This is a genomic window from Burkholderia stagnalis, assembly GCF_902830275.1.
GTDB lineage: Bacteria > Pseudomonadota > Gammaproteobacteria > Burkholderiales > Burkholderiaceae > Burkholderia > Burkholderia stagnalis.
In genome coordinates this window covers 1-259 of the sequence record NZ_CADESW010000112.1, presented here as the reverse complement: position 1 = coordinate 259, position 259 = coordinate 1, and the positions used below count along the sequence as shown (strand labels likewise).

Genomic DNA, 259 nt, shown 5'->3' with positions numbered 1-259 from the left:
ACGACGGTGCCGAAACCGTGCCGGTGGCCGGGTCGTAGGTCGAGCCGCCGCCGAGTGCCGCGGCCGTGCTGTTGCCGAGGTTGTTGGTCGTCGTGGTGACGGTGCTCAGGCCGGTGGACAGCGAGTTGACGCCGCTTTGTGCGGTGCTGATGCCGGTCGACGTGGAGGTCGAGAGCGAAGCAACGGAGCTATTGGTCGAGCTCAGGCCCGTCGACAGGGAGTTGACGCCGCTTTGCGCGGTGCTGATGCCCGTGGAGGT

General features: G+C 67.6%; 1 protein-coding gene. It reads right to left on the bottom strand.

The window, feature by feature from the left end; translation table 11 throughout:
* Positions 1-259, bottom strand: a 259-nt coding sequence (locus HWY45_RS36465; RefSeq protein ID WP_176118526.1) for a hypothetical protein, incomplete at both ends; no start/stop codon positions are given.